This window comes from Micromonospora sp. AMSO1212t (assembly GCF_008868145.1).
Classification (GTDB): Bacteria; Actinomycetota; Actinomycetes; order Mycobacteriales; family Micromonosporaceae; genus Micromonospora; species Micromonospora tulbaghiae.
In genome coordinates this window covers 14,617-40,454 of sequence record NZ_WBKS01000042.1, presented here as the reverse complement: position 1 = coordinate 40,454, position 25,838 = coordinate 14,617, and the positions used below count along the sequence as shown (strand labels likewise).

At 73.7% G+C, this 25,838-nt stretch carries 28 protein-coding genes; 11 read left to right on the top strand and 17 right to left on the bottom strand.

Translation table 11 applies throughout. The annotated features are described in order from the left end of the window. The 4 genes from F8279_RS13835 to F8279_RS13820 all read right to left on the bottom strand — a co-directional run. On the bottom strand, positions 1-800 hold an 800-nt coding region (locus F8279_RS13835), incomplete at its 3' end, for a cytochrome c biogenesis CcdA family protein (RefSeq protein WP_151500146.1). Then, on the bottom strand, positions 797-1,393 hold the full coding sequence (locus F8279_RS13830; protein WP_091421439.1) for a redoxin family protein: 597 nt from the start codon (positions 1,391-1,393) through the stop codon (positions 797-799). The genes F8279_RS13830 and F8279_RS13835, both read right to left, overlap by 4 nt. Positions 1,394-1,409: 16 nt before the next feature. Beyond that, complete coding sequence (locus tag F8279_RS13825) at positions 1,410-2,876, bottom strand: NADH-quinone oxidoreductase subunit NuoF family protein (protein WP_091421442.1); 1,467 nt, start codon at positions 2,874-2,876, stop codon at positions 1,410-1,412. Further along, entirely contained in the window at positions 2,873-4,534 is a 1,662-nt protein-coding gene (locus tag F8279_RS13820; protein WP_225853268.1) for a ferric reductase-like transmembrane domain-containing protein, read from the bottom strand. The genes F8279_RS13825 and F8279_RS13820 overlap by 4 nt, the downstream gene beginning before the upstream one ends. A 236-nt stretch (positions 4,535-4,770) precedes the next feature. Between F8279_RS13820 and F8279_RS13815 the strand changes: the two genes are divergently transcribed. Continuing rightward, positions 4,771-6,216, top strand: coding sequence for an alpha-amylase family protein (locus F8279_RS13815; RefSeq protein ID WP_151500145.1), 1,446 nt, complete (start codon positions 4,771-4,773; stop codon positions 6,214-6,216). Positions 6,217-6,289: 73 nt separating this feature from the next. After that, positions 6,290-7,180 (top strand): L,D-transpeptidase, encoded by an 891-nt coding sequence (locus F8279_RS13810; RefSeq protein ID WP_151500144.1) that lies wholly within the window; start codon positions 6,290-6,292, stop codon positions 7,178-7,180. Positions 7,181-7,186: 6 nt separating this feature from the next. On the opposite strand, the gene F8279_RS13805 is transcribed toward F8279_RS13810, so the two are convergent. From F8279_RS13805 to F8279_RS13785, 5 genes are all read right to left on the bottom strand, one after another. Beyond that, on the bottom strand, positions 7,187-7,807 hold the full coding sequence (locus F8279_RS13805) for a response regulator (RefSeq protein ID WP_151500143.1): 621 nt from the start codon (positions 7,805-7,807) through the stop codon (positions 7,187-7,189). After that, positions 7,804-8,958 carry a sensor histidine kinase gene (locus tag F8279_RS13800; RefSeq protein WP_151500142.1) on the bottom strand — a complete coding sequence of 385 codons (1,155 nt, stop codon included), beginning with the start codon at positions 8,956-8,958 and terminating at the stop codon, positions 7,804-7,806. The genes F8279_RS13805 and F8279_RS13800 overlap by 4 nt, the downstream gene beginning before the upstream one ends. A gap of 21 nt (positions 8,959-8,979) precedes the next feature. After that, entirely contained in the window at positions 8,980-9,780 is an 801-nt protein-coding gene (locus tag F8279_RS13795; RefSeq protein ID WP_151500141.1) for an ABC transporter permease, read from the bottom strand. A 23-nt stretch (positions 9,781-9,803) separates the two neighbouring features. Then, a complete protein-coding gene (locus tag F8279_RS13790; protein WP_151500140.1) occupies positions 9,804-10,694 on the bottom strand; it encodes an ABC transporter ATP-binding protein in 891 nt (296 codons plus the stop codon). 107 nt (positions 10,695-10,801) lie between these two features. Beyond that, positions 10,802-11,545, bottom strand: coding sequence for an SDR family NAD(P)-dependent oxidoreductase (locus F8279_RS13785; protein WP_151500139.1), 744 nt, complete (start codon positions 11,543-11,545; stop codon positions 10,802-10,804). A 139-nt stretch (positions 11,546-11,684) separates the two neighbouring features. Between F8279_RS13785 and F8279_RS13780 the strand changes: the two genes are divergently transcribed. After that, positions 11,685-12,536, top strand: coding sequence for an alpha/beta hydrolase (locus tag F8279_RS13780; RefSeq protein ID WP_151500138.1), 852 nt, complete (start codon positions 11,685-11,687; stop codon positions 12,534-12,536). Positions 12,537-12,543: 7 nt separating this feature from the next. On the opposite strand, the gene F8279_RS13775 is transcribed toward F8279_RS13780, so the two are convergent. The 4 genes from F8279_RS13775 to F8279_RS13760 all read right to left on the bottom strand — a co-directional run bounded on the left by F8279_RS13775 (position 12,544) and on the right by F8279_RS13760 (position 13,877). After that, positions 12,544-12,954 carry a PIN domain-containing protein gene (locus tag F8279_RS13775; RefSeq protein WP_151500137.1) on the bottom strand — a complete coding sequence of 137 codons (411 nt, stop codon included), beginning with the start codon at positions 12,952-12,954 and terminating at the stop codon, positions 12,544-12,546. Then, positions 12,951-13,235 carry a hypothetical protein gene (locus F8279_RS13770; protein WP_151500136.1) on the bottom strand — a complete coding sequence of 95 codons (285 nt, stop codon included), beginning with the start codon at positions 13,233-13,235 and terminating at the stop codon, positions 12,951-12,953. The genes F8279_RS13775 and F8279_RS13770 overlap by 4 nt, the downstream gene beginning before the upstream one ends. A 76-nt stretch (positions 13,236-13,311) precedes the next feature. Then, positions 13,312-13,566: a hypothetical protein gene (locus F8279_RS13765; RefSeq protein ID WP_151500135.1), complete on the bottom strand. Its 255-nt coding sequence runs from the start codon at positions 13,564-13,566 to the stop codon at positions 13,312-13,314. Further along, a complete protein-coding gene (locus F8279_RS13760) occupies positions 13,563-13,877 on the bottom strand; it encodes a DivIVA domain-containing protein (RefSeq protein WP_151500134.1) in 315 nt (104 codons plus the stop codon). Before F8279_RS13760 ends, F8279_RS13765 begins: the two co-directional genes overlap by 4 nt. Before the next feature lie 272 nt (positions 13,878-14,149). Between F8279_RS13760 and F8279_RS13755 the strand changes: the two genes are divergently transcribed. From F8279_RS13755 to F8279_RS13745, 3 genes are all read left to right on the top strand, one after another. After that, complete coding sequence (locus tag F8279_RS13755; RefSeq protein WP_151500133.1) at positions 14,150-14,986, top strand: helix-turn-helix transcriptional regulator; 837 nt, start codon at positions 14,150-14,152, stop codon at positions 14,984-14,986. A 13-nt stretch (positions 14,987-14,999) separates the two neighbouring features. Then, on the top strand, positions 15,000-15,206 hold the full coding sequence (locus F8279_RS13750; protein ID WP_151500132.1) for a DUF397 domain-containing protein: 207 nt from the start codon (positions 15,000-15,002) through the stop codon (positions 15,204-15,206). Between the two features lie 83 nt (positions 15,207-15,289). Further along, positions 15,290-16,429 (top strand): site-2 protease family protein, encoded by a 1,140-nt coding sequence (locus tag F8279_RS13745; protein WP_151500131.1) that lies wholly within the window; start codon positions 15,290-15,292, stop codon positions 16,427-16,429. Between the two features lies 1 nt (position 16,430). On the opposite strand, the gene F8279_RS13740 is transcribed toward F8279_RS13745, so the two are convergent. Further along, positions 16,431-17,657, bottom strand: coding sequence for an FAD-binding protein (locus F8279_RS13740; protein ID WP_151500130.1), 1,227 nt, complete (start codon positions 17,655-17,657; stop codon positions 16,431-16,433). A gap of 67 nt (positions 17,658-17,724) precedes the next feature. Between F8279_RS13740 and F8279_RS13735 the strand changes: the two genes are divergently transcribed. Continuing rightward, complete coding sequence (locus tag F8279_RS13735; protein ID WP_151500129.1) at positions 17,725-18,114, top strand: hypothetical protein; 390 nt, start codon at positions 17,725-17,727, stop codon at positions 18,112-18,114. Between the two features lie 334 nt (positions 18,115-18,448). On the opposite strand, the gene F8279_RS13730 is transcribed toward F8279_RS13735, so the two are convergent. Next, positions 18,449-19,378 carry an LLM class F420-dependent oxidoreductase gene (locus F8279_RS13730; protein ID WP_151500128.1) on the bottom strand — a complete coding sequence of 310 codons (930 nt, stop codon included), beginning with the start codon at positions 19,376-19,378 and terminating at the stop codon, positions 18,449-18,451. Positions 19,379-19,465: 87 nt separating this feature from the next. Between F8279_RS13730 and F8279_RS13725 the strand changes: the two genes are divergently transcribed. Next, positions 19,466-19,774, top strand: coding sequence for a metalloregulator ArsR/SmtB family transcription factor (locus F8279_RS13725; RefSeq protein WP_013475589.1), 309 nt, complete (start codon positions 19,466-19,468; stop codon positions 19,772-19,774). 3 nt (positions 19,775-19,777) lie between these two features. Then, the gene (locus F8279_RS13720) at positions 19,778-20,308 is read left to right on the top strand and encodes an SRPBCC family protein (RefSeq protein WP_151500127.1); all 531 of its coding nucleotides are present in this window, start codon (positions 19,778-19,780) and stop codon (positions 20,306-20,308) included. Between the two features lie 9 nt (positions 20,309-20,317). Here F8279_RS13720 and F8279_RS13715 read toward each other — a convergent pair whose 3' ends face one another. Continuing rightward, complete coding sequence (locus F8279_RS13715) at positions 20,318-20,701, bottom strand: hypothetical protein (protein ID WP_151500126.1); 384 nt, start codon at positions 20,699-20,701, stop codon at positions 20,318-20,320. Positions 20,702-20,827: 126 nt separating this feature from the next. Here F8279_RS13715 and F8279_RS13710 point away from each other — a divergent pair, with 126 nt between their 5' ends. Beyond that, the gene (locus tag F8279_RS13710; protein WP_151500125.1) at positions 20,828-21,784 is read left to right on the top strand and encodes an ATP-binding cassette domain-containing protein; all 957 of its coding nucleotides are present in this window, start codon (positions 20,828-20,830) and stop codon (positions 21,782-21,784) included. Then, complete coding sequence (locus tag F8279_RS13705) at positions 21,781-22,608, top strand: ABC transporter permease (RefSeq protein WP_151500124.1); 828 nt, start codon at positions 21,781-21,783, stop codon at positions 22,606-22,608. The genes F8279_RS13710 and F8279_RS13705 overlap by 4 nt, the downstream gene beginning before the upstream one ends. A gap of 36 nt (positions 22,609-22,644) precedes the next feature. Here F8279_RS13705 and F8279_RS13700 read toward each other — a convergent pair whose 3' ends face one another. After that, positions 22,645-25,785, bottom strand: a complete 3,141-nt coding sequence (locus F8279_RS13700) for a BTAD domain-containing putative transcriptional regulator (RefSeq protein WP_151500123.1) — start codon at positions 25,783-25,785, stop codon at positions 22,645-22,647. Between the last annotated feature and the right edge of the window lie 53 nt (positions 25,786-25,838).

Sequence of the window (25,838 nt, the reverse complement as noted above, 5' to 3'; positions counted from 1 at the left end):
GCGAGGAGGAGCGCGGCCAGGAGGGCCGCGAGGACGGCGGGACCTAGAGTGTCGACGGCGTTCACCACGGTCTGCTGGGCTCGGGCGGCGGCGCGGATCACCGGGTCGGTGAAGGCGTCGTACCGGCCCTGAGCGAGGCGCACCTCGTACCAGCCGTACCAGGCGACGTAGCCGCCCGCGACCAGCAGCACCAGGCCGCTCAGCCGCGGCACCCACGCGCCCGCGCCGCGCAACCGCGCCACCACCCGCCCGCGCAGCAGCGCCACGGCGAGCGCGGCCACCCCGACCACGAGCGCCATCCCCAGCGCGTACGCGCCGAACAGCGCCAGCCCGCGCAGCGGCGACCCGGCCCGCAGGCTGGTCACCACGATCGCCAGGAACGGCGCGATCGCGCAGGTCAGCGACGTGAGCGCGTACGCCGCACCGAACAGCGCCATGGACGGCCAGGTGCGGGTGAGCCGGGGCGCGAGCCGCAACGGGCGCGGCGCGGGCAGCCGACGGCCGGCGAGCAGCCAGCACCCGGCCAGCGCCAGCAGCACGCCGAGTGTCACTGTGAGCCACGGCAGCCGCGGCCGCAGCCAGTCCGCCGCCGGCGCCAGGGCCAGCCCGAACGCGCCGAACACCAGCACGTACCCGAGGGTCAGCCCGGCCGTCGCGGTGAGCGCGCGGCCGACCGCGCCGCGCCCACCGTCGGGGCCGGCGACGAGCAACGAGAGGTACGCGGGCAGCATCGCGAAGCCGCACGGGTTGACCGCGCCGAGCATGCCCGCGGTCAGGGCGAGCAGCAGCGCGCCGGTCATCCCCGGGCCAGCGTCTCGATCTGCCGGGTCAGCGCCTCGCCGTCCAGGAATCCCTGGTGGACTACCCGGCCGGCACGGTCCAGGACGACGAAGGTGCTCTGCTCGGCCACCTTGAACCGGCGCCACAGCGCGCCCGCGCGGTCGTCGATCTGCGTCGTGCCGCCCAGGTCGAACTCGGTGACGAACGACTTCATCGCCTTCTGCTCGCCGAGCCCGGCGACGCCGACGATGGGAACCGTGTCGCGGTAGGCCGGGGCGATCTCGGCCACGGTCCACGCCTGGCTGGCGCAGGTGGCGCACCAGGGCGCCCAGAACCACAGCACGACCGGCCGCCCGGCCAGGGCGGCGGCGTCGAACGCCGTACCGTCGAGGGTCTTGCCGGTGAACGACAGCGTGGCCGGCACCCGGGCGGGTGACGCGGACGCCGGGGAGGCCAGAGCCGGAGACGCAAGGGCCGGAGACGCAGGGGCCGGGGAAGCGGGGGCCGCCGCGCCCGCCGGTGCGCCGCCCTCGGGTCCGGCCGCGCAGGCGGTAGCGGCGGCGAGCGTGACGGCCAGCAGGGCGGCGGCGGTCACACGAACGGCGGTGCGCATCGGCGGCTCCTGGGTTCTACTCGGCCCGGACCAGGCGGAGCGCGAGTTCGGGACAGACCTTGACCGCCTTGAGCGCGCCCTCGCGCAGCCACGTCGGCACCGGGGTGGGCGGGAACGCCGGGTAGCCGTTGCCGTCGAGCCGGATGAAGTCCGGCACCACGTGCGCGCAGAGCCCGTGCCCGTCGCAGCGCGACCAGTCCAGGGTGAGCTTCTGCGGGTTGGCGTCGGGCGCGCCGGGCAGGCCCATCATGCCCTTGACCCGCTTGCCGCAGCCCTCACCGGTGGCGTGCAGCCGCAGGTCGTCGGCGAACACCTCCATCGCGGACAGCGCGAACCGGGCGGTGCCGTCCGGGTGGCTGCACGCGCCGCGTCCCTTGACGTCGCCGGCCGCGGCCCGGACCAGCTCGACCGGGGCGCTGCCGGAGACCGCGAGGTCGACCGAGCGGGCCAGGTCGGGCAGGCCCATCTTGCACGGACCGCACTGCCCGGCGGACTCGCCCGCCAGGTACCGCACCACCTGCGCGGCCTCGCCGAGCGGGCAGGTGTCGGCGCCGAGCGGCACGATGATGCCGGCGCCGAGCGTGCCGCCCACGGCGGTGAGTCCCTTGCGGGACACCTCGGCCCGGTCCGCCGCCGCCGCGGTGATCCACTTGCCGTGGTAGCCGCCCATCAGGATGCCCGGCCCGGGCGGCACCTCGCACAGGTCGAGGATCTCGCGCAGCGGGGTGCCGGCGGCGCACTCCACCACGGCGGGGCGCTTCGCGGACCCGGTGACGGTGAGCAGCACGGTGCCCGGCTCGTCGTCGGTGCCGAGCGCGGCGTACTCGTACGGGCCGATCCGGGCGGCGACGGCGAGCTGGGAGTACGTCTCGGCGTTCGACAGCAGCGTGGGCAGCCCGCCGACGCCGGAGTCGCTGGACCGCTTCTTGGTGCCGGGCGGGATGTGCGGCAGGCCGTTGATGCCGTTGACGAGCGCGCCGCCCTCGCCGGAGATGAACCGGTGCGGCACCGTGACGATCGTGGTCGGCACCGGCATCCGCCGCTCCTGCAACGCCTCGGTCAGCGAGGGCCGGCCCACGTCGTCGTCGGCCACCCCGATCACGATCTCCTCGGCGTCGAGCGCGAACGCGGCGAGCGCGGCGCCGTCGAGGATGAGGTGCGGGGCGCGGGTGAGCAGCACCTTGTCCTTCCAGCTCGCCGGTTCCCCCTCGGTGGCGTTGACGACCACCACCGCACCGAGGTCCTGCCGTTCGCAGGACTCCAGCACCGCGCGCAGCTTGCGGGCGAACGGGAAGCCCGCTCCGCCCTTGCCCTTGAGGTCGATCGCCTCGGCGAGCCGCAGCAGCGCCGCCGGTTCCATCGGGCCGATCGGGCCGTGCACCTCCTCGTGGGCCAGCAGGTCGAGCCGGCCGAACTCGGCGAACCCGGCGGTCAGGCGGGGCTCGCCGACACAGGCGACCGGCGGGACCGTCGTGCGCGTCACCGGGCCTCACCCCGCAGCCCGGCCCAGTACGCGCCGTCGACGGCGTCCGCGTCGGCCCGCTTGCGGCGGCCGGACCGGCTCTCCTTGCCGGCGCGCATCGCCCGGCGGGACGCGAGGTCGACGAGCGTCGGCGTGTCGTCGACGAACGCCTCGTCGGCGGCGTAGCGGGCCGGCGGACGCCAGTAGTCCGGCTCCTCCGGCACCTCCTCCTCGTCCCGGTAGCGCCGGCCGGACCCGCTGAGCGGTTCCGCCGTGACCGGGGTGCCGGAGATCGGGCCGGCCGAGATCGGCTCACCGGAGACCGGGCGGGTCTCCCAGCGGCGCGGGCTGTCCCACGGCTCCTCCGGCTCCTCGGTCGCGCGCGGCGGCGCGGAGTAGCGGGCCACCTCGGCCGCGGTGGCGTACCGGCTGCTGTCCGGGGGCGCGGAGTGGCGACCGCCGGTGTCCGGCGGCGCCGAGTGCCGGCCGCCGCTCTCCGGCGGCGCGGAGTAGCGGGCGACCAGGTCCTCGTCGTCGCGGGACCGGCGGCTCACCCGCTCCTCGGTCCGGGAGCGGCGGGTCACGCGTTCCTCGTCGTCGCGGCGACGGCGGCGGGGCCGCTCGCCGTCGGTCCGGCGGGCAGGCACGTCCGGCTCGGCGTCGCGCCGCCGGGCGGCCGCCGCGCGGACGGGCTCGCGCAGCGATCCGGGTTCCGGCACCACGGGTACGGCGAACCGCTCCGGATCGCGTCGCCGGGCGGTGCCGGCCGGTGCGGTCCAGGTGGCGGTCGCCTCGGCCCAGCGGCCCCGGCCGGCGCCGGTGTCCTCCTTGTCGGCGGCCTTCTTCCGGGTGAGCGCGGCGAACACGCCGGTACGCTCCTCGCCCTTGCCGGCCATCGCCTTGTTGAGCGCGACCGCCTGGTGCTGCTCGCGGCTGCGCTTGCCGAGGTGGACCGAGACGCGCACCAGCAGCGCCATCACCACGAGCACCACGCAGGCGAGGTAGCTCAGCATCACCCAGGCGGCGGCGGGCCGGCCGGCGTTGAGGCCGTGCACCAGCGCGAACGGCCAGGACACGTACGCCATCGAGTGCAGCGCGCGCCAGAACCACTTCGGGCCGACCCCGGCGAACCGGACCCGGATGATGCCGGTCCAGAGCACGCCCACCATCAGCAGCGCGGCGACGGTGCCCAGTCCGACGTAGAGGCCGCTGCCGCTGAGGAACGGCACGACCGCGTCGGTCGGCCCGGCCCGGCCGATCGCGACCTTGGTGATGACGTGGAAGAGCAGCCCGGCCACGCCGAGCACGCCGGTGGCCCGGTGCGCCGACTGGAGTAGCACGCGGTGCCGGATGAGCAGCACCAGGCGGTCGGTGGCGAGCAGGCCCAGCATCACCGTGATGCTGAGCGAGACCAGGGCGACCACCCCGGCGAAGAACTCGGTGAAGAAGAATCCGTACGAGTACATGACGCCGCCGGCTCCGGCCAGCTCCACACCCGCCCACGCGAGGCCGAGTGCGGAGGCGGTCAGCGCCACCATCGCGGACTTCGACATCGTCCGGGCACCACGGCTGGTGCTGGTGGTCCGGACTGTCGTCGCCTTCTCGTTCTGCTGTGCCCGGGCCATCTGCTCCTCGATCGTCTCGCGGCGGCGCCCCCACCGGCCGACCCTGCTCCCCACTCAGGTACGGAGGGACGGCGCGGACGGATCACCTCCGGTGGCGAATTTCTCGGCCGGATTCTCGAACCGTCCAGCCCGGACGCGCGTGTAGCGCCTGACGCAACGACGGATGCCCATACGTTGACAGACTTTGCAACAGGCTCGTAACCTTGCCGCAAAATTTCAGGCTGGTTGCAAAAAGCCAGCACTGATCCAGGCTCCACTCCCCCGCATCCCCGCACCCCGCAGGAGTCCTGATGCATCGACGCCGATGCCGCGCCGCCGCGCTCGCCCTGAGTCTGGCCGCGAGCCTGCTCGTCCCCGTCACCGCGGCGGCACCCCCGGCCGCCGCCGCCACCCCGGGCGCCAAGAAGGTCATCGTCCAGCTCTTCGAGTGGAACTGGACCTCGGTGGCCGCCGAGTGCACCAGCACGCTGGGCCCGAAGGGCTACGGCTACGTCCAGGTGTCCCCGCCGCAGGAGCACGTCAACAGCAGCCCGTGGTGGGTGTCGTACCAGCCGGTCAGCTACCGGATCGAGTCCCGCAAGGGCACCCGCGCGCAGTTCCAGTCCATGGTGAACACGTGCCACGCCGCGGGCGTCAAGGTGATCGTCGACGCCGTGGTCAACCACATGTCCGGGCAGGAGAGCGGCGGCACCGGCTGGGCCGGCTCGTCGTACGGCCACTACAACTACCCGGGCGTCTACTCGGCGCAGGACTTCCACTACTGCGGCCGCAACGGCAACAACGACATCGCCAACTACAACGACCGGTACGAGGTGCAGAACTGCGAGCTGGTCAACCTCGCCGACCTCAAGACCGAGTCGGAGTACGTGCGCGGCCGGCTGGCCGCGTACCTCAACGACCTGCTCTCGCTCGGCGTCGACGGCTTCCGGCTGGACGGCAGCAAGCACATGCCGGCCGCCGACATCGCGGCGATCAAGGCCAAGCTGTCCCGCAGCGCGTACCTGGTGCAGGAGGTCATCTACGGCGCCGGCGAGCCGATCCAGCCGACCGAGTACACCGGCAACGGCGACGTGCACGAGTTCCGGTACGGCAAGGACCTGGCCCGGATGTTCAACAACGAGCGGCTCGCGTACCTGAGGAACTTCGGCGAGTCCTGGGGCTACCTGTCGAGCGCGAAGGCGGTGGTCTTCACCGACAACCACGACACGCAGCGCGAGGGCGGCGTGCTCACCTACCGCAACCGGGGCACGTACGCGCTCGCCAACGCGTTCATGCTGGCCTGGCCGTACGGCACCCCGGCGGTGATGTCGAGCTTCACGTACAGCGGCCGGGACCAGGGCCCGCCCGCCGACGGCAGCAACCGGATCACCAACGTCACCTGCTACTCGGGCTGGGAGTGCGAGCACCGCTGGCCGGTCATCGCCAACATGGTCGGCTTCCGCAACGCCACCGAGGGCGCCGGCGTCTCCAACTGGTACGACAACGGCTACCAGCACATCGCGTTCAGCCGTACCGGCAAGGGTTACCTGACGATCAACGACGAGGACACCGCGGTGAACGGCCGGTCGTACCAGACCGGGCTGCCGGCGGGCCGCTACTGCGACGTCGTCCACGGCACGTTCAGCAACGGCTCGTGCAGCGGCCCGGTGATCACCGTGGACTCGGCCGGCTGGTTCGCCGCGAACGTCCCCGCGCACGACGCGATCGCCATCCACATCGGCGCGAAGCTGAGCTGAGCCACCCGCGCCGCGAAGCCCCCGTACCCGTAGTACCGGGTACGGGGGCTTCCGGTCGGTTACAGTCGATTTCGTGCTGTTCGACCGGTTCGCCACGCGCCGGCCTCCCGGCTGGCTGATCGCCGCGCTCGCCGTACCGCTGCTGCTCGTCACCGCGCTGCTGGTCGGCCGCGCGCTCACGGCCACGCCCGCGCGCCCGTCCGCGCCGCCCGCCGCCGCGCCGCCGGCCACGACCGCCGCGCCGAGCCCGTCGCCGCAGGAGTCGGTGCCGCCCGCCGCGCCCGCGCCGGACGACCTGCCGGTGGTCACCTACGACCCGGCGCCGCGCGGCTTCCCGCCCGACCCGGACCCGGCCGACACCCGCCCGCTGGCCGAAGGGCTGCGCCCGAACCGGAACGTGGCCGCCTACGACGCGCCCGGCGGCCGCCCGCTGGCGTTCCTCGCGCCGACCATCAGCGGCGTACGGCTGACAGTGCCGATCGTCGAACGCCGCTCCGGCTGGACGGCGGTGCTGCTGCCGTCGGCCAACCGCACCATCGCCTGGCTGCCGTCCGGCGGCTGGACCACAGTGGTGCTGCGCGACCAGATCGTGGTGGAACGGCGCACCCACCGCCTCACCTGGAGCCGGGACGGGCGCGCGATGCGCACCTGGCCGGTCAGCCTCGGCATGTCCGGGCAGCTCACCCCGCTGGGCCGCACGTTCGTGCTGGGCCGCACCCCGCCCCCGCAGGCCGTCTACGGCGGCGTCGACATCTTCGCCCTCGGCGCGATCCCCGACGACCCGGACGCGGTGCCGACCGGGCTGCGGGGCGCCCACATCGGACTGCACAGCTGGTACAACGACGACACGCTCGGCAGGAACGTCACCAACGGCTGCATCCGGCTGACCCGCAGCGCCCAGCGCCTGCTCCTGACCGAGGTCGAGCCGGGCACCGCCTTCGTGGTGGTCGACCGCCTGCCCTGACCGGGCTCAGCCCAGCAGCCAGCCGTTCGCTTCGGCCACCCGCACGGCGTCGGCCCGGTTACGGGCGCCGGTCTTGCCGATCGCGGCGGAGAGATGATTGCGAACGGTCCCCTCGGACAGGTGCAACGTCGCCGCCAGCTCGGCCACCGTGCCGCCGCCGCGTGCCGTACGCAGCACCTCGGTCTCCCGTTCGGTGAGCGGGCTCGGCCCGGTGGCCAGCGTCTCGGCGGCGAGCGCCGGGTCGACCACCCGCAGGCCGGCGTGCACCCGGCGGACCGCGTCGGCGAGCTGCCGGGCCGGGGTGTCCTTCACTACGAAGCCGTTCGCGCCCGCCTCCATCGCCCGGCGCAGGTAGCCGGGGCGGCCGAACGTGGTCACCACCAGCACCCGGCAGGACGGCAGCGCGGCCCGCAGCGCGGCGGTCGCGGCCACCCCGTCCAGGCCCGGCATCTCCACGTCGAGCAGCGCCACGTCCGGGCCGGTGCGCAGCGCCTCCGGCACCACCTCGTCGCCCCGGCTCACCTCGGCCACCACCGTCAGGTCCGGCTCCAGCGACAGCAGCGCCGCCAGCGCGCCCCGGACCAGCGCCTGGTCGTCGGCGAGCAGCAGTCTGATCCGCTCGGTCACAGGTGCGCCCCTCCGTCCGGATCCGCCGCGGGCACCGTCACCCGGAGCAGGAAACCACGCCCGTCCTCCGGCCGCGCCACCGTCACCGTGGCGTCCAGCCGCCGGGCGCGCTCACGCAGCCCGGCCAGGCCGTGCCCGGCCGTCGTGCCCCGCTGGTCCGCCGGACCTCGGCCGTCGTCGCGTACCTCCACCGCCGCCGGCTCGACCCGGATGACGCACCGCCGGGCGCCGCTGTGCCGCACCACGTTGGTCACCCCCTCGCGGACCGTCCAGCCGAACAGTTCGTCGCGGTCCGACGGCAGTGGCGGCACCGACTCCGGCAGCTCCGCGACGACGCCCGCGGCGGCGAGCGCCGACCGCGCGCCGGCCAGTTCGGAGGCCAGATCCACCCCGCGGTACGCCCCGACGGTGCCCCGCACGTCAGCGAGCGCCTCCCGGGCCAGCCGTTCCACGTCGGCGATCTCGGTGGCGGCCCGGGCCGGGTCCAGCTCCATCAGCCGCCCGGCCAGCTCGGCCTTGACCGCCACCACCGTCAGCGAGTGCCCGAGGATGTCGTGCAGGTCCCGGGCGGCGCGGGCGCGCTCCTCCGCCACCGCCAGCCGGCGGATCTCCTCCTGCGCGGCCTGGAGTTCACTGTTGCGCTGGGCCAGCCGGCTCACCCCGAACATGGCGAACGAGGCGAGCAGCACCGCGAAGACCAGGGTGCTCTCGTGCTCCCAGCCGGGCACCAGACGTGCGGTCACCGGTGGTGCCGCCGCGGCGAGCACCACCACGACCAGCGCCTCCACCGACGGCAGCAGGAACACCGCGGCGGCGGCCACGAAGACCAGTGTGGTCAGCCAGTCGCCGCCGGTGCCAGGGATCCCGGCCAGTCCGAGCGCGAGCAGCACGGCGATCAGCAGCCGGGCCCGGCCGGGCGACACCGGCAGGTTGCGCTGCCGGCGGGCCCGGGACCATTCGAAGATCAGCACGTACGCCACGGCGAACGCGACGAGCGAGCCGATCCCGACCAGCCGCCGCCACATCTGCGGCTGGTGCAGGGCGGTGGTGAACGGAATGTTCAGGAAGAACAGCCAGACCGCCGCCAGCAGCCAGCCGGTGAACCGCCAGTGGCGGTTCACCGGCCGGGGCGGGCCGGGCGGCGACGTCACGCCGATCACGCTAGTGCCACCTCAGACGCGTGTGGTGTCCCGGCGGAACAGCCGGGCCGCGCCGAGGCCGAAGAACGCGGTCCAGGCGGTCACGTTCGCCACCGCCGCCCAGTCCACCCCGGTGCCGGTCAGTGGCGCGCGGGCGAGCTGACCGACCCCGTACACCGGGGTGAACTTGGCGATCTGCTGCATCACGTCGGGCAGCAGCTCCAGCGGGACGAACAGGCCACCGAGCATGGCCAGGATGGCCAGCGCCGGGCCCATGAACTGCATGACGTTCTCGGCCGGGGCGAGGTAGCCGACGAACAGCCCGAACGCGGCGAACACGAGCGCGCCGATCCAGGCGGTCAGGCCGGACTCCACCCAGACATGGGCCGGCAGCCGGACCCCGGAGGCGGCGCCGACAGCGAACTCCACGAGTACGCCGAGCAGGCCGAGCACCATCGCGGTGGCGACCTTCGTCGCCACGTACGCGGCCGGGCGCAACGGAGTGAGCCGCAGTTGCCGGCTCCAGCCCAGCGCGCGTTCGGTGGCGACAGCCGCGCCGGCGCTCGTGGTGGCGACCATCGCCGCGTACACGGCCAGGCTGATCATGATCCAGCCGGTGACCGGCAGCCCGTTGTCCAGCTTCTCGCCGCGCGTGGGCAGCCCGAACAGCAGGAAGAACACGGCCGGCATGACCAGGATGAACAGCAGCGTACGGCGGTTGCGCAGCACCCGGCGTATCTCGATGCCGAGCACCGGCGCGCAGAAGCCGCCGAGCGCGGGCGGCCGGCGGTCGGCTGTACGGGCGCCGGTGGTGGACGAGGTCGTGGCGGTCATGGCAGGGCTCCCCGAGGGTCGGTTCAGGCGGCGGCGGTCAGGGTGAGGAACGCGTCCTCGAGGTTGCGTGAGGTGATCTCCAGATCCCGGGCGCCGGTGCGGGTCAGCAGGTGCCGGGCCACCACGTCGGAGTCCTCGCTGTGCACCAGCACCACGTCGCCGCGTACCTCGACCGACCGGACGCCCGGCAGCGCGGCGAGCGTGGCCTGGTCGGCGCCGGGCAGCGTCGCCCGCACGACCCGGCCGGCGGCCAGGTTCTTGATCTCGGCGGTGGTGCCGTCGGCGACCACGCGGCCCTGGCGGATCAGCACGATCCGGTCCGCGTACGCGTCGGCCTCGTCCAGGTAGTGGGTGGCGAACAGGACGGTCCGGCCGGAGCGGGCGTCGGCCCGGATCGCCTGCCAGAAGTCGCGGCGGCCCTCGACGTCCATGCCCGTGGTCGGCTCGTCCAGCACCATCAGGTCCGGGTCGGGCAGCAACGCGAGCGCGAACCGCAGGCGCTGCTGCTGACCGCCCGAGCACTTGCCCGCCGCACGGTCGGCGATCCCGGCGATGCCGGCGCGTTCCAGCACCTCCGCCACCGGCCGGGTGTGGCCGTAGAAGTGCGCGGTCATCCGTACCGTCTCGGCGACTGTGAGGTCCTTGAGCAGGCCGCCGGTCTGCATCACGGCGGCGACCCGGCCGTGCCGGACGGCGTCGGCCGGGTCGCCGCCGAACAGGCGGACCGTGCCGGCGTCCGGGCGGGCCAGCCCGAGCAGCATGTCGACGGTGGTGGTCTTGCCGGCGCCGTTGGGGCCGAGGAACGCCACCACCTCACCGGGGGCGATCCGCAGGTCGAGCCCGTCGACGGCGGTCACCGGGCCGAAGGTCTTGGTGAGTCCGGCCAGGTCCACGGCCGGTGCGGAATCGGTCATGCCCCGATGCTCCGGCGTACGGTGTCCGGTTCCCCGGAGCGGCAGTCACCTTCCGGCCGTGACATTTGTCAGGCGGTCACACCGCCGACGGCGGACGCCCGGGCCGCTCAGGCTGTCGCGCCGCCGTCGACCGCGATCGACGCACCGGTGATGTGCCGTCCGCCGACGCCCACCAGGTGACTGACAGTCGCCGCCACGTCTTCCGGTTCCGCGTACCGGCCGAGGGCGATGTGCGACCGCTGCCCGTCCGCGCCCGCGCTGTCCGCCGGGTTCATGTCGGTGTCGGTCGAGCCGGGCAGGATCAGGTTGACGGTGATCCCACGCGGACCGAGTTCGCGGGCGAGCGCCCGGGTCAGCCCGTTCACGGCGCTCTTGGTCATCGCGTACGCGCTCACCCCGGGAGCCGGGACACGGCTGGCGAAGCTGCTGCCGATGTTGACGATCCGCCCACCCGCACCCATGTGGCGTACCGCCGCCTGGGTGGCGAGGTAGACCCCGCGCACGTTCACCGCGATCGCCCGGTCCAGGGCGTCGAGGCTGACCGACTCGATCGGCCCACCCGCGAACACCCCGGCGTTGTTGACCAGGATGTCCAACCGCCCCAACTCGGCGACGGTCCGCTCCACGGCGCCGACCACGGCCGTCGCGTCGCTACTGTCCGCATTGATCGCCAGGCCGGTCCGGCCGTACGCCTCGATCTCGGCCACCACGGACTTCGCGCTGTCCTCCGCGGTGCGGTAGGTGAACGCCACGTGGATGCCGTCCTCGGCCAGCCGGCGCACGACGGCGGCGCCGATACCCCGGCTCCCGCCCGTTACCAGGGCAACCCTGTCGGCAAGTCTGACCGTCATGCCGTCATCCTGACAGTCGACTCAGGACGCTGATCGTCCGGGTCACCCGTCCATCTGCTGTCCGTTCGATCGGACAGGATTGCCGGCACCCAGTCCGGGTACGCGCGGGCCGTCCAGCGGCGAAACGGGGAGACTAGACATGAGCGCACCGACGGGACGGGTCGACACGATCGTGCTCATCCACGGGCTCTGGATGACCTCGCGGAGCTGGGAGCACTGGGCGCAGCGGTACGCCGCGCGCGGCTTCCAGGTGCTCACGCCCGCCTGGCCCGGCATGGACCGCGAGGTCGAGGAGCTGCGGGCCGACCCGGCGCCGATCGCCGCGCAGCGCATCGCCGACATCGCCGACCACTACGAGGCGATCGTCAGGGACCTGCCGCGTCCGCCGATCATCATGGGCCACTCGTTCGGCGGCCTGGTCGCCCAGTTGCTGCTGGACCGGAGCCTCGGCGCCGCAGTGGTCGCCGTGCACCCCGCGCCGGTACGGGGCGTGCTCAAGCTGCCGCCCAGCACGCTGCGCTCCGGATATTCGATCCTGCACAACCCGGCCAACCGGCACCGCGCGGTGCCGTTCACCCCGGAGGACTTCCGGTACGCCTTCGGCAACACCATCAGCCAGGAGCAGTCCGACGCCGCCTGGGAGCGCTACGCCGTACCGGGCGCCGGGCACGTGCTGTTCGAGGCGGCGTTCGCCAACCTGGACCCGAACTCGGCCACCGAGATCGACAAGAAGCGCAGCGACCGCGCGCCGCTGCTGATCACCGCGGGCGGCGAGGACCACGTGGTGCCCGCAACCTTGGCCAGCTCGATCGCCAACCTCTACCGGAGTTCGACGGCGCTCACCGGCTACCGGGAGTTCCCCGGCCGGTCGCACTTCGTCGGCGGCGAACCGGGCTGGGAGGAGGAGGCGGACTTCGCGCTGGAGTGGGCGGTCGAGGCGGCGAACGAGTTCTCCCCGACGGTGGTCGCCGAGGCCCCTCGACGGCGCTGACCCAGGCCTACTCCCAGGAGTCGGAGATGTCGAGTACCTCAAGGTCGGGTGGGGCCGCCGCCGCCACCGTCTCGGCGTCCCGTGTCACCAGGTAGCAGCGGTAGAGCACGGCGGTGGCGACCGCGTGGGCCACGTCGAGCGGCACCTTGCGACTCGCCGCGATCCGGGCCACCCGACGGCTGGTCGGGCCGTCGTAGACCGCGACCCGGATGTCCCGGTCCATGTCGAGGAGCAGATCGAGCAGATCGGCGGCCGGGGTGCCCGCTACCTGAAGCTGTGCCTGCCCCAGACAGAGCGCCGGGATCCACACCTCCTGCTCGGGATCCTCCTGCGCGAGGGTCAGCAGCGCACCCGGCTCGACGCTGTCCCCCGCGGCGTACGCGAGCAGTGCGGACGTGTCCAGGACGAGCCCGTTCACGCGGCGACCGTCCCGTCACCGTCCCCGAACTGGCGCAGCCACTCCATGTTCCGGTCGTGCTGCTCGTCGGTGATCGGCGGCTGTTGGGCCAGCCTCCGGCGGGCCCGCTCGACGTCCTCGTCGGTCACCACGTAGCCGTGCTCGGCCCATCGGGCGCGTAGGCCGTCCGCCCGCATCTTGCGCCGAAGCACGTCGGCGATGAAGCCGGACGTCGTCCCCTGCGACCGCTCGACGTACTCGGCCACGTCGTCGGGCAGGCTGATCGTGATGCGCCGCGTCATACTCTCACCATAGCTCGTGCATACTCCGCTTGCGGTGTGGCACTCGGGTGTCGTCCGGCCCTGGTCCGGCGGGTGTTCATCGTGGCCGGAACCGCCGGGAGCACTCACCGTCGTGTCCGGGCCGGAGCAGACACCGCTGCCCACCGGGCAGCACCCGGTCGCAGAACACCCAGTGCCGGACGTTCTGGTCGTCCTCCGCCGAGACCGTGGTGCCGCCGGGCTCGGTCTGTGGCAGGACGTGGGTCCAGTGCGCCACCACCCGGGCCAGCCGCTGAGCGGAGAGCAGGTCGTTGACGACGACCGGCAGGTGGATCACCCAGCGCTCGGTCACCTGTCGTACCCCCGTTCGTTTCGGGCCTGGGCCTGCTCCGACTGCCAGCGACGCAGCGCGTTCTTGATCCGGTCGGTCTCCCGGCGGCTCTGGGCCAGCGCGTCGTAGACGGCGGCCAGGTCACCGGCGACCCGGTCGAGGAACTCCCGCACCTCCTGCGGGTCGAGCCCGCGCCGGCCCAGCGGGGTCGTCCGGAAGTTCCGCTCGCGGACCTGCCAGGGACGCAGCGGGTGGTAAGCCGACGAGCGGTAGCAGGTCGATCCGAGGACCGACCGACCGCGACGCTGGACACGCCGGAGGAAGACGCGCATGACAGAACCTGCCCCTCACCGTCAAGATCGAACCGTGGAAGGGTGGGCCCGTCGGCCCGCCCCGCACCGGCGGACCCACCCCGGCACCTGCCACCGCAGCCTTCGACCGGCAGTACGTCAGCAGGGCACAACGCGTGGCCCAGGTCGACAGGCTCGGTAACCCAGCCGATCCGGCCACTCACTCATCGTGCAGTGAACCGCACCCTTTACGCAACTCCCGATTCGGGAGAGTGTCATTGCGAAGCTCGTCCGGATCCGCCACACTGACCGGCATGACTGGAAGCCCGACCGTCCGACGTCGACGCCTGGCCGCCGCCCTCCGTCGCCTCCGTGAGCAGACCGGCATGACCGCCGACCAGGCCGCCAAGGAGGTGGGCATATCGAAGTCGGCGATCAGCCGCATCGAGAACGCCCAGGTATCCGTCATGCCGCCGGTCGCCCGTGGACTCCTTGAGTTGTACGGCGTGGAGGGCGACGAGGTGGACGCACTCGTCCAGGTCGCCCGCGACGCACGCAAGCGCGGCTGGTGGCAGGCGTACGACGACGTGCTGCCGGACTGGTTCGAGGTCTACGTCGGGCTGGAAGCCGAGGCGTCCGAGATCCGCGCGTTCGAGCCGCAACTGGTTCCGGGTCTACTCCAGACCGCCGACTACGCCCGCGCGGTCATCCGCGCCGAGCACCCGGACGCGCCAAGCGACGAGGTGGACCGGCGGGTGGAGTTGCGCATGCGCCGACAGGACACCGAGACTCCGCCGAAGCTCTGGGTGGTGCTGGACGAAGCCGCACTACGGCGGCCGGTCGGCGGCGCGGAGCTGTTCGCGGCGCAGTTGCGGCGACTGGCCGAGGAGGCCGACCGGCCCGGCCGCACCATCCAGATCCTGACGTTCGGCGCGGGCGAGTACGGGTCGATGGGCAGCGCCTTCAGCGTGCTGACCTTCCCCGAGCCGGCCGATCCGGGGGTCGTCTACGTCGAGACCCGCGCGGGTAGCCTCTATCTCGAAGGCCAACAGGTCAGGGAGTACAGCCGCGTCTTCGAGCACCTGGTCGCCACGGCGGCCGGCGCCCGGGAGTCGCACGACCTGATCCTGGGGGCGATCGACGAGCTGTGAGAGGACGGCGCGGGTGGAAGAGGTCAACCAGGCGACGGTGACCTGGCGCAAGAGCACCCGTAGCAACGGTTCTGGAAACTGCGTCGAAGTCGCCGACGGCCTGCCCGGCGTGGTCGGGCTACGCGACAGTAAGGACCCCGCCGGTCCGGCCCTCGCCTTCGACCAGGCAGCCTGGTCGACCTTCATCGCGAGCGTCAAACAGCGGTCGTTCCGCCGCTGACGCCCTGATGGCTCTGCCCTGGCGCCCTGTGAGATGCCACCCGGCCCTGGTGTGCGGGTGGATCCGCCGGGTATGACGGGAACATGAGGGCGAGTTTCCGTCTGGGCCGGATCGCGGGCGTACCGGTCGGCGTCAACTGGAGTGTCCTGGTCATCTTCGTGCTGATCGCGTGGGCGCTGTCGGCGAGCCTGTTCCCGGCTTCGTACCCCGGTCACTCCCCCGTCGCCTACGTCGCGGCCGGTCTGGCCGCGGCTGTGGTCTTCTTCCTCGGCCTGCTCGCCCACGAGGTGGCGCACGCGGTGGTCGCCAAGCGCAACGGCATCGAGGTCGAGGGCATCACGCTCTGGCTGTTCGGCGGCGTGGCCGAGCTGAAGGGCGAGGCGAAGGACCCGGGCGCCGAACTGCGGATCGCCGGGGTCGGGCCGCTGGTCAGCCTGATCATCGGTGTGGTCTTCGCGGCGATCGCGGTGGCGGTGGCTGCCGCGGGTGGGCACGGGCTGCTGCTGGGCGCGCTGGCCTGGCTGGCGGGCATCAACGTTCTGCTGGCGATCTTCAACGTGCTCCCCGCCGCGCCGCTGGACGGCGGGCGGCTGCTGCGCGCGGCGGTCTGGAAGTTCACCGGCGACCGGACGAAGGCGTCGGTGGTGGCGGCCCGCGCGGGCTGGGTGCTCGGCGTCGTGCTGATCGGGCTCGGGCTGTGGCGGTTCCTGACCGGCGCCGGGTTCGGCGGGCTGTGGCTGGCGCTGATCGGCTGGTTCCTGCTCGGCGCCGCCGGCCAGGAGGAACGCGCCGCCCGGATGGGCGACGCGCTGCGCGGCATCCGGGTGGGCGACGTGATGACGCCGCAGCCGCAGACCGCGTCCGGCGACCTCACCGTGGCCGACTTCGTCGACCACTACCTCTTCGCGTACCGGCACTCGGCGCTGCCACTGACCGTTGACGGCAGGCCGGTCGGTCTGGTCACGCTCGCTCGGGTACGCGGCATCGCGGCGGACCGCCGCGCCTCGACCACGCTGGCCGAGGTGTCCTGCCGGGCCGACGAACTGGTGCTCGCCCGCCCGGAGGAGCAGCTCACCGACCTGCTGCCCCGCCTCAACGAGTGCACCGACGGCCGGGCGCTCGTGGTGATCGACGACCAGTTGGTCGGCATCGTCTCGCCCAGCGACATCAGCCGCGCGGTGCAGCGCGGCAGCCTGCGCCAGCAGACGCCCGTCGGGCGCTGACTCAATCCCGGGGGAAGTAGCGGTCCATCTCGGCGGTGCGGAACTTCCCCTTCGGGTCGAACTCGCGCAGCAGCGCGGCGAAGTCGGCGTGCCGGGGGTACGCGGCGGCCGGATCGCGCTCGAACAGCTTCCCCCAGTGCGGGCGTGGCGCGAACGGGGCGAGCCGCGCCTCCACCTCGGCCAGCACCGGCGCGACAGCCACCGGGTCGCCGATCCAGGTGAAGTGCAGCGCCAGCGAGTCGCGCCGGTAGTTCGGGCTCAGCCACAGCTCGTCGGCGGCGATCGTCCGCAGCTCGCAGATCTGGAGCACGGCGGCGATCCGCTCGGCGACCGGGTCGAGCGCGGCGAGCGCCGCCGTCGCGTCACCCCGGGCCACGTGCCACTCCGACTGCAACTCGTCGCCGCTGCTCGGGGTGAAGCCGAGCCGGAAGTGCGGGAGCCGCTCGTGCCACGGCCCCGGCTCGCCGAGCTGCGCGGTGCAGTGCTCCGGCGACATGCCGGGCACCGGGTGCCGGGGCGAGTCGGCGGCCACGGTGTCCAGCCAGTCGGCGGGCGGCGGCGCCTGGTCGGCGTACTGCTTCACCCACACCTGGTCGAGGCGCTCCGAGCGCCACGAGGTGAAGACGCTGACGCTGTACGCGGCGTCGAGCGCCTCGTTCAGCGCCGCGCGGGGCAGGCCGAGGCGCACATGCTGGCGCACCGCGTATGTGGGCACCACGTCGAGCGTGAGCCGGGTGACCACGCCCAGCGCGCCCAGGTTGACCACCAGCCCGGCGAACCGCGGGTCGGCCCGGTCGACGGTGATCAGGTCGCCGTCGGCGGTGACCAGTTCCAGCGCGGCGACGGCGGCGGCCAGGTTGCGGTTCCGCGCGCCGGAGCCGTGGGTGGCGGTGGCGACCGAGCCGGCCACCGAGATGTGAGGCAGCGAGGCGAGGTTCGCCAGCGCGTACCCCTGAGCCTGGAGCGCGGTGGCCAGGTCGCCGTAGCGCAGGCCGGCCGCGACGGTGACGGTGCCGCGATCGGGGTCGAGCGCGACGGTGGGCGGCAGGCCGTCCAGGGCGATCTGGGTGCCCGTGGTGTCGCCGAGCCGGTTGAACGAGTGGCCGGTGCCGACGGCCCGGACCAGGTCGGCCTCCGCGACCAGCCGGCGCAGCTCGTCGGTCGAGGTCGGCCGCGATCGGGTACGCGCCGACCAGCTGACGTTTCCGGCCCAGTTGGTGTCCGTCATGCGCGCCATCATGCGCCATCATGCGCCGGCAGGGTTGCCCCGGCCACTCGGCGGGAATCCTGGCGGGATGAGCAGCTACCGCGACCCGAGCCTCCGCGGCGACGTGTACCCGTCGGAGGAGGAGATCGACCCGACCGGCGTGGACCCCGACGTTTCGGAGATGCCGCCCGCCGCTGCGGGGCCCGCCGCTGTGGGGGTGACGCCTGCCGCGGTAGGGGTGACGCCCACCGCGACCGCGCCGGTGCCGGGGCCGACGCCAGAGCCCGAGCCGGACCCGGTTCCCCACCCGGGGCCGCCGCCGCGCCAGGCGCCGGGCCGGTCGATCGTGACCCGGCACCTGGACGGTTCCGTCGAGGTGGTGACCGACCTCGACGGCGACGGCGTGGCCGACGTGACGTACCTGGACAGCGACCGCGACGGCCGCCTCGACACCGTCCGCCGCGCCACAGCGAGCTGACCCGTCCGCCGCTCACGCGTACCGCCGAGGATGGCCCGGCGAACGGGTACAGCTTCCGCGGGGGCGCCCACACCGTTGATCATGCAGTTACTGCCCCGACAAGAGCCGTAAATCCGGCACCGAAAGGGCTGCGACTGCAAGATCGCGGGGTTTGTGGGGTGGTGCGGGCGTGCGTCTCCCGTAACGCGAGATTGCCGTTCCGCAAGGTGGGACCGATGGAGATCTTGGTACGAAAGGGCCCCTATGGGGGCCGTTTCGTACCAAGATCTCGACGGGAGCCGGGAGCCGGGAGCCGGGAGCCGGGAGGCGGGACGGGCGGCGGGCAGGGGCCGGGTCAGAGGTGGGGCATCACCTCGGCGGCCACCAGCTCCAGGTGGTCGAGGTCGGTCAGGTCGAGCACCTGGAGGTAGACGCGCGAGCTGCCCGCCTCGGCGTACCGGCCGATCGTGTCGACCACCTCGGCGGGCGTGCCGGCGGCGCCGTTGGCGCGCAGCTCGTCGGGGTCACGGCCGATCGCCTCGGCGCGGCGCTTCACCTCGGCCTCGTCGCGGCCGCAGCAGAGCACGAGCGCGTTCGACCAGGTCATCGTGGACGGATCGCGGTCGATCTCGGCGCAGGCGTCGCGCACGCGCCGGAACTGCGCCACGGTGTCCTCGACTGAGGCGAACGGCAGGTTGAACTCGTCGGCGTACCGGGCGGCCAGGCGGGGCGTGCGCTTCGGTCCCATGCCGCCGAGCAGGATCGGTGGGCGGGGGCGCTGCGCCGGCTTGGGCAGCGCGGGCGAGTCGCTGACCGGGTAGTACGTGCCGGGGAAGTCGAATGTGGAGCCCGCCGGGGTGGACCAGAGCCCGGTGATCACCGCGAGCTGCTCCTCCAGCCGGTCGAACCGCTCCCCCAGCGGCGGGAACGGGATGCCGTACGCGGTGTGCTCCTCGGCGTACCAGCCGGTGCCGATGCCCAGCTCGATCCGGCCGCCGCTCATCTGGTCGACCTGCGCCACGGTGATCGCCAGCGGGCCCGGCAACCGGAACGTGGCGGCGGTCATCAGCGTGCCGAGCCGGATCCGGGTGGTGTCGCGGGCCAGGCCGGCGAGCGTGGTCCACGCGTCGGTCGGGCCGGGGTCGCCGCTCACCGAACCCATCTTCAGGTAGTGGTCGGAGCGGAAGAACGCGGCGAAGCCGGTCTCCTCCGCGCGGCGGGCGACCGCGAGGAGCTGGTCGTATGTGGCGCCCTGCTGGGGTTCGGTGAAGATCCGGAGTTCCATCCCCCGAGCATATGGAGCCTACCGGGCCCCGGCAGCGCGACCTGTCATTCCTTGCCAGGCATATAACTGGTGAGGCATATTGCTGGAGTGACCGTCGACGCCTTCACCGTGCTGGCCGAGCCCTCCCGGCGACGCATCCTCGACCGGCTGCGCCGGGCGGAGAGCAGCGTCGGCGAGCTGGTGGACGCGCTGGGCATGAGCCAGCCGGCCGTCTCCAAGCACCTGCGGGTGCTCCGCGACGCCGGCCTGGTCACCTGCCGTACCGCCGCGCAGCGGCGGATCTACCGCGTCGACGTCGCGCCGCTACGAGCAGTCGACGACTGGCTCGGGCCGTACCGGTCGATGTGGACCGCGCACCTCGACGCCCTGGAACGCCATCTCGACAGTCAGGAGTGACAGATGGACCGCGACACGTTCCGTCCCGGCCCGCTCGCCCGGGTGGAGCTGGAACCCGCGAACGACAGGTGGGACCTGGTCTTCGTCCGCGACCTGCGGCACCCGCCGGAGAAGGTGTGGGCCGCGCTCACCGACCCGGATCAGCTCGCCGGATGGGCGCCGTTCCTGGCCGACCGCGACCTGGGCCGTACCGGTGACGCCGTGCTCAGCACCGTCGACGGCGACCAGAGTCACCCGGCGCCCGCCCGGGTGCTGCGCGCGGACCGGCCGAACCTGCTGGAGTACACCTGGGGCGACGACCTGCTCCGCTGGGAGCTGACCGCGACCGGCGACGGCACCACGCTCACGCTGCGGCACCGGGTCGGCCGGCCCGCCTTCGCCCCGATGACAGCCGCGGGCTGGCACCTCTGCCTCGACGTCGCCGCGCACCTGCTCGACGGCGACCCGGTCGGCCCGATCCGGGGCGCGGAGGCGAAGGACTTCGGCTGGGCGGAACTGCGCGACGCGTACGCCGAACGCCTGAACCACGGCTGACGCCTGCAGTCACCCGGCCCGGCGGCGCAGCCAGCCGGCCGCCCCGCCGACGAGCGTCGTCCCGATGGTGGTGCCGATGGCCACCAGCGCCGCCCCGACCGCCCACAGGCCGGTGTCGTCGGTCGAGGCGGCGTGCACCGCCCACGGGACGGTGAACGCCACTGTCATCACTGTCGCCACCAGCCAGATGTTCAGCCACCAGCCGGCGACGGCGGCCAGCGCGCCCAGGGTCAGCACCGCGGCGGCGACCTGCCAGACCGCGTACGGACCGCTCATGTCGCCGGTCTGCGGGTCCACGGTCCAGCCGGACTCCCAGCTCAGCCAGGCCATCCAGGCACCGGCCGTGGCCAGCGCCAGGAACAGACCGCCGAGCAGCGTACGTCTCGTCGTCACGCCTCCGATCCTGCCCGGCCGGCGGCCTGGGCGAATGAGCACGCGTACTCGATTCCGCCGCCGCGCACACGGCGGTGTGCGCGGCGTGTGCGCCCGATGCCAGCGGCCCCGGCCATCGTCGGCGTCATGAGTTACGCATTCGAGGCAGAGGGCCTGGTCAAGCGGTTCGGTACGACGACCGCGCTGGCCGGGATCGACCTCGCCGCACGCCGGGGGACCGTGCTGGGGGTGCTGGGGCCCAACGGCGCCGGCAAGACCACAGCGGTGCGGATCCTCGCCACACTGTTGCGCCCCGACGAGGGCCGCGCCACTGTCGGCGGCCACGACGTGGTCACCGACGCCGCCCGGGTACGCCGGCTGATCGGGCTGACCGGCCAGTACGCCTCGGTCGACGAGGACCTGACCGGCACCCAGAACCTGGTGCTGATCGGCCGGCTGCTCGACCTGAACCGCCGCGAGGCCCGGGTGCGGGCGGCGGAGCTGCTCGCCTGGTTCGGCCTGACCGAGGCGGCCGGGCGCCCGGCCAAGACGTACTCCGGGGGTATGCGCCGCCGCCTGGATCTGGCCGCGAGCCTGGTCGGCCGGCCGGAGGTGATCTACCTGGACGAGCCGACGACCGGCCTGGACCCGGCCAAGCGGGAGGAGATGTGGGGCGTGGTCCGCTCGCTGGTCGACGACGGGTCGACCGTGCTGCTGACCACGCAGTACCTGGACGAGGCCGACGCGCTCGCCGACGAGATCTCGGTGATCGACCACGGCCGGGTGATCGCGCACGGTACGCCCGGCGAGCTGAAGCGGATCGCCGGCAGCCAGACGATCGTGGTCCGGCCGACCGATCCGGGCCGGATCGGCGCGGTCGCCGAGATCCTGCGCGCCAGTACCGGGGCGGATCCCGAGCTGCCCCGGCCGGGACTGCTCACCGTGCCGGTGGACAGCGACGCCACGTTCACCACTGTGGTCCGCCGGCTCGACGAGGCCGGCATCGGAGTGGTCGAGCTGGCGTTGCGGCTGCCCAGCCTCGACGAGGTGTTCTTCACGTTGACCGGCCACGGCGCCGAGGAGCCAACGGAGGTGGCGGCATGACCACGACCACACGTACGGCGGCGACGACGCCGTCCCGGGCCGGCACCGCCCACGCCGCCGGCCGTCCGTTCGGGATGGCCCGGCACAGCCTCGCCCTGGCCGGCCGCAGCCTGATCAAGACGATCCGGACCCCGGAGCAACTACTGGACGTCACGCTCCAGCCGATCGTCTTCGTGCTGATCTTCGTCTACCTGCTCGGCGGCGCGGTCGCCGGCTCGCAGCACGAGTACCTCCAGTTCCTGCTTCCCGCGATCATGGTGCAGACCGTGCTGTTCGCGTCCATCGCCACCGGCGTCAGCCTCAACACCGACGTCGAGAAGGGCGTCTTCGACAGGTTCCGCAGCCTGCCGATCGCCCGGTCCGCGCCGCTCGTCGGCTCGGTGGTCGGCGACCTGGTCCGGTTCGTGGTCTCCATCGTGGTGCTGCTGGGGTTCGGGTACGCGCTCGGCTTCCGGATCGGCACCGACCCGCTGTCCGCGCTCGCCGCCTGCCTGCTGACCATCGCGTTCGCGTTCGCGGTCAGCTGGATCGGCGTCCTGCTCGGGGTGCTGATGCGCAGCCCCGGCGCGGTGCAGGGCACGGCGTTCCTGCTGCTGTTCCCGCTGACCTTCGGCACCAACATGATGGTGCCGACGGACACGCTGCCCGGCTGGTTGCAGTGGTGGGTGGGGGTCAACCCGGTGGCCGACGTGATGGAGGCGGCCCGGGGCCTGATGGTCGGTGGCCCGGTGGCCGGGCCGGTGACCCGGTCGCTGCTCTGGACCGTGGCGATCATCGCGGTCTTCGCGCCGCTCGCGGTCCGCGCCTACCGACGCCGCGCCTGAGCCGCCCGCGCCGCTCCTGACCACGCGGCACGACGATCACCGAGCCGGGTCGCCGCCCACGAACGCGAGGGCGTCGGCCCGGCTGCGGCCGTTGCCCCGGGCGTACGCGGCGGCGTAGCCCTCCTCGCCCAGCTCGGCGCGCAGCCGCTCGGCGAGCCGCTGCGCGTCCGGGTTGGACCGGTCGGGCCGACCGCGCAGCGAGTCGGAGACGCCGAGCAGTTCGGCCGCCCGCTCGTACCGGCCCTCCGCCGCCGCCAACGCCACCCAGCCGACCGTGACGATCGCGATCACCGGCATGTCCCGGGCGGCGAGTGCCCGCGTGGTCGCCTCGTCGAGGTGCCGGCGCGCACCCGCCAGGTCATCGCGGGCCAGCGCCAGGTGGCCCATCTCGGCCAGCAGCAGGCCGCGGAACTGCGGGGCGACAAGCGGCGTCTCGGCCTGGCGGCGCATCGCCTCGGCGAGGCACTCCTGCGCCTCGTCCAGCGAGCCGTCGGAGCGGGCGATGCTGCCGAGCATCATCAGCCCGAACGCACCGTCCCGGCCGTCCCGGTCGGTCACGAACCGGCGCAGTTCGGCCTTGGCGCCGGCCACGTCACCGGCGCGGGCCCGGATGGCGGCGAGCCAGATCAGCTGGAAGCCCGGCTCGGAGGCCGGGTTGAGTTCCCGGGCCAGCCGCACCGACTCCTCCAGTGCCGCGGTCGCCGCGTCGAAGTCGCCGCGTTTGGTGAGCGCGTCCGCGTACTCGCTGAGCACGTGCGACAGACTCATCCGCTCGCCGACCGCGCGCAGCTCCGCGGCGGCGTCGGTCAGGTCGCGGAGCATGCCCTCGGCGTCGCCGTCGTTCTCCTTGAACTTGCCGCGTATCCCCAGCAGCGTGCCGTCGGTCCACGGGTCGGGGTGCCCGCGCGCCCGGTCGATCGCCGCGATCCCGGCCGCCGTGTCGTCGCCGAAGATCGACAGCATCGGTGCGAGCAGCCCCACGATCGGGTGCTTGGTCCCCTCCGCCGCCCGCAGGGTCGTGGTCAGCTCGGCGATCTGCTCCGGCGTCGGCCCCTGCTCGCCGCGTGCCAGCTCCGAACCGATGCGGATGGCGAGCACCACCGCCCGCTCCTCCGCCGGTGCCGGGCCGGGCAGCGCCAGCGCCCGGGCCAGCACGTCACCGCCGATGCCACCGTCGTCGCCCCAGATCACCAGCGGCAACGCGAGCCCCGCGCCGATCCGCAGCGCGGTGTCGGCGTCACCGGCGTCGCAGGCGTAGTGCAGCGCGCCGACGACGTTCTCCCGTTCCGCCTCCAGCAGGCGCAGCCACGGCAGCTGACCGGCGGTCCGCAGGTGCGGCTCCGCGGTCCGGACCAGCTCCCGGAAGTACGCCGCGTGCGCGGCGCGCGCCCCGGCCACCGCCCCGGCGGCGGCGAGCCGTTCCAGCCCGTACTCCCGGATGGTCTCCAGCATCCGGAACCGCCCGTCGCCGACGACCTGGAGCAGCGACTTGTCGACGAGCGCGTCGAGCAGCGCGGCGGCGGCCGGGCCGGCGACGCCGGCCGCCGAGTCGGCGGTGACCGACGCAGGAAAGACCGCGAGCCGTTCGGCGAGCCGTCGCTCGTCGTCGGTGAGCAGCCCCCAGCTCCAGTCCACCACCGCCCGCAGCGTGCGGTGCCGGGGCAGCGCGGTGCGGCTGCCGCCGGTGAGCAGCCGGAACCGGTCGTCCAGCCCGGCCGCGACCTGCTGCGGCGACAGCGTCCGCAGCCGCGCCGCGGCGAGTTCGATCGCCAGCGGCAGGCCGTCGAGCCGCCGGCAGATCTCCACCACGGCCGCCACGTTGTCGCCGGTCACCGCGAACCCGGCCCGCACGGCCGCGGCCCGGTCGCGCAGCAACTGCACCGACGGGTACGCGAGCGCGTCGCCCGGCGTCGCGTCCGCCGGTGGCAGGCGCAACGGCGGTACGGGGTCCAGCGCCTCACCGACGATGCCCAGCGGCTCCCGGGAGGTGGCCAGGACGCGCAGTCCCGGGCAGTGCCCGAGCAGTTCCTCGGCGAGCCGGGCGGCCGCCTCGACGACGTGTTCGCAGTTGTCCAGCACGATCAGCGTCTCGTCGGTGGCGATCGTCTCCACCAGGCGGCCGAGCGTGTCGCGGGCCGGTGGGCGTACCGGTTCCAGCGTCCGGTCCCGGCGGCCGAGTGTGTCGAGCACGGCCCGGGGCACGTCCGCCGGATCGGTGATCGGCGCCAGCTCGACCAGCCAGGCCCCGCCGGGTACGGCGTCCGCCAGCCGGCCCGCCGCCACGCTCGCCAGCCGTGTCTTGCCCGCTCCGCCCGGCCCGAGCAGGGTCACCAGCCGGTTGCCGGCGAGCAGCCCGGTGAGCCGGGCCAGGTCCTCGTCGCGCCCGACGAACGTGGTGAGCGCCGACCGCAGGTTGCCCCGCCGCGCGGGCGCCGGCTGCTGCGGGACCGCCTCGCCGCGCAGCAGTTCCAGGTGCGCGGCCCGCAGCTGCGGCGACGGGTCGACGCCCAGTTCGTCGGCGAGCCGCTGCCGGATCCGCTCGTACGCGGCCAGCGCCTCGGCGGGCCGTCCGGCCGCGGCGAGCGTGCGCAGGTGCAGTTCGGCCAGCCGCTCCCGCAGCGGATGCGCGTCGGTCAGCTCCCCCAGCTCGGCGACGATCAGCTCCGGCCGCCCGGCCCGCAGCTCCGCCTCGATCCGGTCCTCCTGCGCGGTGAGCCGCAGCTCCGCCAGCCGCACCACCGCTGCCGCCGCGTACGGCGCGTCGGCGACCTCGGCAAGCGCCGGTCCCCGCCACAGCGCGAGCGCGTCCCGCAACGTCGTCCGCGCCGCCGACGCGTCTCCGTCGCGCAGCGCCGCCCGTCCCTGCCGGGTCAGCCGCTCGAATCGCCCGGCGTCCACGTCGTCCGGGTCGAGGTCGAGCCGGTAGCCGGCCGGGCCGCTGCGCACCCCGAGCCCGGGCACCGCCCGGCGCAGCCGGGACACGAGCGTCTGCACGGCGTTTGCGGTGTCGGTCGGCGGCTCGTCACCCCAGAGCGCCTCGGCCAGCGCGGGCACGCTCACCGGCCGGCCCGGGTCCAGGGCGAGGCGGATCAGCAGGGCCCGCAGCCGCGCCCCGGCGACGTCGACCGGCCGATCGCCGTCGCGGACCTCAAGCGGCCCGAGGATCCCCACCCGCACCGTGTCACTCTCTCATCCCCCGTCGACCCGACGGCGGCACCATAGCGGTGGTC